At 45.7% G+C, this 7,087-nt stretch carries 2 protein-coding genes; both read right to left on the bottom strand.

Annotated features, from left to right (window positions below; all coding sequences use genetic code 11):
• Nucleotides 1–910 precede the first annotated feature (910 nt).
• Nucleotides 911–1,891 (bottom strand): hypothetical protein, encoded by a 981-nt coding sequence (locus N7387_RS20640; RefSeq protein ID WP_279800877.1) that lies wholly within the window; start codon nt 1,889–1,891, stop codon nt 911–913.
• Between the two features lie 191 nt (nt 1,892–2,082).
• The coding region (locus tag N7387_RS20635) for an Ig-like domain-containing protein (RefSeq protein WP_279800876.1) at nt 2,083–7,087 on the bottom strand (5,005 nt) is incomplete at its 5' end.

Genomic DNA, 7,087 nt, shown 5'->3' with positions numbered 1-7,087 from the left:
ATAATACGAAGTCACAGGCATGAATACATCCCCGAAAGTAAGATTAAAGCCATAAATTAGTTATCAGAAAATACGTCTTTCATTATTCCCGTTAATAAGTCTAATCACCTGATACGTTATAAAACCCTAACGTTATTGCGATATAAATAGGTATACCTACCACCTGTTAAAAGCAGAAAATAAAAAAACACCTTGAGACATTCAATGTCAAAAATTAATTTAAATACTTATTATTTGAGTTATACACACATCATTTAACGTAAAAAATAATACATAGATTTACATTATCGCACAGTATATACAGCGCTAATAAGCAGGTCAAAATAACGCATACCTCATTGATAATGATATAATTAATAAAATAAAACCCCTGTATAACCTTAAATTACTCCTTCAGTAGATTTTTATTTAATAATTTATTACAAAAAAACGAAATGCATAAATAACTGCGTTGTAAATGATGCGTTAATGATTAAAATGACCAATACTTATTATCAGAGTCAGCCTGTCACCGAATTTTTATTTCAGAAAAATAAAGCAGAAATTACCACTACCTTATCAGAACGTTTATATACTCACGTACGGAGAAAGTACCAGGTCAGATAAAAGTCCCGGAACAAGAGGACCCTGTAAATAATACGGTGTCATTGTCACCGTATTAAAGGTGACCGCTCAGGCGATCACCAAACCTGGTAATAAACCGTGTCATGACTAATCGCCAGTTCCTGCCCGGCATACTCCATTTTTGGTATTATGGAAAGCTAATTGAGATCAGCTTTCGTTTTCAGACTGTTGGCCAGTTCAGCCGCGAGAGTGTTGAGTTTATTTTCGTCCATGATTTGCCTGTCTCCGTTATTGGAGTAAACATATCAAAAACAAGCAATTACACCGTTTAAATTACAAATTCATATTATTGGAATGAATTCACTTTCATTTTTAAGTCAGGATTTTTACTCGTCGCTGTTATTTCACTATTCTGATAAAGCCAATCTTTATCAGCAGAGAGTAAAGATACTTTTTGGTCAACATTAAGAGAACTTTTAGCATTATTATCCAATTTAAAAGATACTGACAGGGGTGAACTGAATGTTGATGACGGGGTTATTGTACTTCCGTTCATTATCAACTGGTAACTTAATCCATCCTTATCCGTGCTAAAAAAGTCACCTCCGGATGCACTTGTTGTATATAAATCCATCTTAGCCGTTCTGTTTTTCAGCTTTTCTACCGGTGTACAGGTAACAGACATTGAACCAACTGAACTGATTGTTTGTCCGTTCGATATTAGATCATCATTCACATTAACCGGTGTAGTACTTTGAATACCATTCAATGTATATGTACAATCCCCTGTTACTATATTGCTTAAATTTGATAAATGGAATCTGTAGTTTGACCCTGATGTGCCATTCAGCCCCCCAACTCCATCCAATTGATAAACTGGTAAATCTCCATTATATCCACCTGAAATAGTTCCGTTTTTCTTTATATAGACCTGAACGTTTATATTTCCGTTTCCCTCTCCACCTTTCTTGACGTAGATATCTGTTTTAATTTTCGAATCTGATGATTCTAAATCATAAGATGTTCCATTATAAACAAGACCAAACTTCATCCCCCTGGGAAGGTTTTCCGGTGTTATATTAGGGAAAGGATAGAAGTATGCATACTCATCTACACCTGCCTGATTACACTTTACTTTCCTGTTGTATATCTCCGACCTCCATATAATTGAGCCATTCTCAGCTGATTCAGGTATTATAATATCGTCAACACGAACCGTTTCAGTTGCAATATTAGAATTATTAACAACAGCATAACAAGCTAAAGCAAATGAAAACTTTGAAATAAATAAAGAGCAAAAAAGTACAGTAAAACTTAAATATCTCATTATATGCACCCTCATCATAGTCATATATTAATAACTCACAGCATGACCAAAATTAAATTAGTCACCATGGAAAAATAAATTTCGGAAAATATATTATTGACTATTCCCGACTGAGTCTGTCTTCACGAAACCTCTGAAATCACCCTCATCACATAATGGAAATCATGATGAAGGTGATTGATAAATAAAGATTACAGAGATGGGCTAATCAAATTTAATTCAGCTATAGAATATTTTAACGTGACATTAGTTTTAACTGCCGGGTTAGTTGTTGATGTTATAAGAACATCACTTGGGCCTGCAATAAGACTTGAAATGTCAGTTATAACGTTACCATTCACACCGGTACTCAACGTTTGAGGTTCGGAAAGTACAGGTGAAGTCACCGTTAACTGATAATTTTTCAGCACATTGCCAAATTGATCTTTCACTAAAACAGAAACCTGATAATGTGTTTTACCATCGGCCGGCGTCAATATTTTCCCGTTATCTAATACAGACGCAGTGATAGCAGCGCTGGCTTCATCAGCGATAAAGCTGACCAGGCTGCCGGCATCAACTTTGTCGGTACCGGCATACTGCGCACTGACGAGAATATCGTCCACCGCTTTTTTGGTCGAGGTCAGGGTGATCGTTGCTTTACCGGTGTCATCCGTTTTGCTGGTTGTGGCTGACAGTTCAACATCACTGCCTTTGTTCTGTGTCCAGCTCACCACCAGGTCCGCCTGACGGACCGGGTTACCGTTGCCATCCACCATCTCTGCGGTATAGGTAAAGACGCTGATGCCATCGGCTACTTTCTGAGTAACCGTATCATCCAGTTTTACCGTACCGACCTTCGCGGAGGTAATGTTATAGATAAAGCTGACCGTATTATCTGCCGGTACCGCTGCGGTTTCCTCGTATTGTGCCCTGACGAGAACATCATCCACCGCTTTTTTGGTCGAAGTCAGCGTGATCGTTGCTTTACCGGCAGCATCCGTTTTGCTGGTTGCAGCTGACAGTTCAACATCACTGCCTTTGTTCTGTGTCCAGTTCACCACCAGATCCGCCTGACAAACATCGTTACCGTTGCCGTCCACTATCTGTGCGGTATAGGTAAAGAAGCTGACACCATCGGCCACTTTCTGTACCACATCACCGGTCAGTGTCACCGTCCCGACTCCTGCTGACTCCAGGTCGTAGATAAAGCTGACCGGTCTGTCCGCTGCCACTTTGGAAGTATCTTCATACTGTGCGCTCACCGTGATGTTATCAACCGCCGTGGTAGTGGACGTCAGCGTGATCGTTGCTTTACCCTCCGTATTGGTTTTACTGCTGACATCAGACAGCGTCACATCATTACCTTTATCCTGCGTCCATTTCACATCCAGACCGGCCTGACGGATAGGGTTGTTGTTCTCATCCATCAACTGTGCGGTAAAGATAAAGGTATTCACACCATCCGCCACTTTCTCCGTCACATCACCATTAAGAGTCACCGTGCCGACTTTGGCTGAACGTATTTCATAGATAAAGCTGACCAGGCTGCCGGCATCAACTTTGTCCGTACCGGCATACTGTGCACTGACGAGAACATCGTCCACCGCTTTTTTGGTCGAGGTCAGAGTGATCGTTGCTTTACCGGTGGCATCCGTTTTGCTGGTTGCCGCTGACAGTTCAACATCACTGCCTTTATTCTGTGTCCAGTTCACCACCAGATCCGCCTGACGGACCGGGTTACCGTTGCCGTCCACCAGCTGTGCGGTATAGGTAAAGAAGCTGACGCCATCGGCCACTTTCTGTACCACATCACCGGTCAGTGTCACCGTCCCGACTCCGGCTGACTCCAGGTTGTAGATAAAGCTGACCGGCCTGTCCGCTGCCACGGTGAAAGTATCTTCATACTGTGCACTCACCGTGATGTTATCAACCGCCGTGGTAGTGGACGTCAGCGTGACAGTGGCTTTACCGGCAGCATCTGTTTTACTGCTTGTGGCAGATAATACGACTCCATTACCTTTATCCTGAGTCCAGTTCACTATCAGATCCGCCTGACGGATCGGGTTGTTATTACCATCCACCAGTTGCGCGGTATAGGTAAAGAAGCTGGTACCATTAGCTACTTTCTGTACTGCATCACCGGTCAGTGTCACCGTACCGACTTTGGCTGATGTCAGTTCATAAATAAAGCTGACCGGTCTGTCCGCCGCCACTATACTCGTATCTTTGTACTTACCACTGACGGTGATACCCTCCACCGCTGTTGTTGTCGATATCAGCGTAATCGTGGCGATACCTTCCGCATTGGTTTTACTGGCCTCAGCAGACAGAACAACATCATTGCCCTTATTCTGCGTCCAGTTCACCACCAGATCCGCCTGACGGACCGGGTTACCGTTGCCGTCCGCCAGCTGTGCGGTATAGGTAAAGACGCTGGTACCATCCGCAATTTTTTGCGTGACCGTACCGTCCAGTTTCACCGTACCAACGCTGGCTGAACTCAGTTCATAGATAAAGCTGACCCTGCTGTTCGCCGCAACTTCAGCGGTTTCTTTGTACTGTGCTTTCACTGTAACGTTATCAACGGCTTTTTTAGTGGATTTCAGGGTGATAGTCGCTTCGCCTTTGTCATTGGTCTGGCTGGTTGTCCCGGACAGGGCAACATCATTGCCTTTGTCCTGCGTCCATTTCACATCCAGGCCGGCCTGACGGACCGGGTTACCACTGCTGTCCACCAGTCGTGCAGTGTAGGTGAAAACACTTACGCCATCCGCTACTTTCTCGGTCACATCATCGTTCAGGTCTACGGTACTGACGTGCGCCGATGTCAGGTTGTAGATAAAGCTGACCGGTCTGTCTGCCGCCACTTTAGCGGTATTGTCGTACTGTCCGCTGACACGGACATCACCCACCGCTTTTGTGGTTGAGGTCAGTGTGACCGTTGCTTCACCCTTCGAGTCGGTTTTACTGCTGACATCAGACAGCGTCACATCATTGCCTTTATCCTGTGTCCATTTCACATCCAGACCGGCCTGACGGATAGGGTTGTTATTCTCATCCACCAACTGTGCGGTAAAGATAAAGGTATTCACACCATCCGCCACCTTCTCCGTCACATCACCATTAAGAGTCACCTTGCCGACTTTGGCTGAACGTATTTCATAGATAAAGCTGACCGGTATGTCCGCCGCCACTATACTCGTATCTTCGTACTTACCGCTGACGGTGATACCATCCACCGCTTTTTTGGTCGATATCAGCGTAATCGTGGCGATACCGTCTGCATTGGTTTTACTGGTCTCAGCAGACAGAACAACATCATTGCCCTTATTCTGCGTCCAGTTCACCACCAGATCCGCCTGACGAACATCGTTACCGTTGCCGTCCACTATCTGTGCGGTATAGGTAAAGGCGCTGACACCATCGGCCACTTTCTGAGTAACCGTACCGTCCAGTTTTACCGTACCGACTTTCGCGGAGGCAATGTTATAGATAAAGCTGACCGTATTATCTGCCGGTACCGCTGCGGTTTCCTGGTATTGTGCACTGACAAGGACATTATCCACTGCCGTGGTGGTTGAGATCAGCGTGATAGTCGCTTTACCGTCCGCATCGGTTTTACTGACAGGAGAAGACAGTTTCACCGCCTGACCTTTATTCTGGAGCCATTTAACATCCAGGTTTGCCCTGCGGACAGGGTTACCGTTACTGTCCGCCAGCTGTGCGGTATAAGTAAAGACGCTGGTTCCGTCCGCGACTTTCTCTGTTACAGTATCATTCAGCTCCACGGTGCCGACTGTGGCCATATCAATGTTGAAAATAAAGTTGACAGGCTGGTCAGCCTGTACAACTGCGGTTTCTGCGTACTGTGCATTGACGCGAATATTCTCTGCTGATTTTTTGGTCGATGTCAGAGTGATAGTCGCCTTACCGTCAGCATCCGTTTTACTGCTTGTGGCTGACAGTACCACATCACTGCCTTTGTCCTGTGCCCATTTCACATCCAGACCGGCCTGACGGATAGGGTTACCGTTATTGTCCGTCAATTGTGCTGTGAAGGTAAAATTGCTCCGGCCATCAGCGATTTTTTCAGTCACTGTGCCGTCCAGCTCCACTTTGCTGACTCTGGCGGAGGCCAGGTTATAAATAAAACTGACCGTTCTGTCCGCCTGAATAACCGGCGTACCGGCATATTGTGCACTGACGCGGATGCTATCCGCCGCTTTGGTGGTGGAGATCAGTGTGATAGTCGCCACACCGTCTTCGTTGGTTTTGCTGATATCCGCAGACAGCACCACATCGCTGCCCTTATTCTGCGTCCATTTCACATCCAGACCCGCCTGACGGATCGGGTTACTGTTATCATCCACCAGTTGTGCGGTATAGGTAAAGCTGGCGGCACCATCAGCCACTTTCTCAATAACATCACCTGTCAGCATGACGTTACTGACCTTTGCGGTATCGATGTTATAGATAAAGTTAACGCTCTTATCTGCATCCACACTCACCCCGCCCTCCAGCGCCGCGCTGACAAGAACATTGTCCATCACGTGGTTGGTACCGGCTAAAGTAATGGTGATTTTACCTTCGGCGTTGGTAGTCCCTGTTACCAAAACGACAGCTGCCGGGTTATCTGCGGATGCAGTCACCGGAACATCCCGGATCGGGTTACCGTTGTTATCCTGCACCAGGACGGTATAGGTAAAGTTATCTGTACCGTTGGCAACTTTGGTTTTCTGATCACCGTTTAGCAGCACACTGCGGACTGCCATTGAGCTGATATCCGGGGTAATACGGACAACCGTGGTTTTACCGGCTGCGTCAGTACTGTTCACCGCACTGACAGACGCGTCCCCCATACGGGTACTGGTCAATGTAAAGACGGCTTCACCGTTGCTGCCGGTAACGACACTCTGATCACTCAGTTGGCCGAGTGTGGTTGCCAGGTTAACGGTATTGCCCCCGATCACATTATTAAAGGCATCTTTCACCGTCACAGTCAGCATTGCCTGTTCAGTACCATCGGCAATAATGGCTTGCTTATCACTGATAAGAGTCGTGATTTTTGCCGTGGACAGATCCGGAACAAAGGTCAGAACTTCAGTTTCACGGCTGTCATTGATGCTGAAGGTATAGTTATCCTGACCCGCTTTGGTGTTAGTGATAAAAACACGCAGGCGACCCTGGTTATCCGTGATCCCGCTTACCGGCTGA

It is taken from the genome of Morganella sp. GD04133, from assembly GCF_029835375.1.
Taxonomy (GTDB): Bacteria; Pseudomonadota; Gammaproteobacteria; order Enterobacterales; family Enterobacteriaceae; genus Morganella; species Morganella morganii_B.
This window is presented reverse-complemented; position numbering and strand designations above follow the sequence as displayed.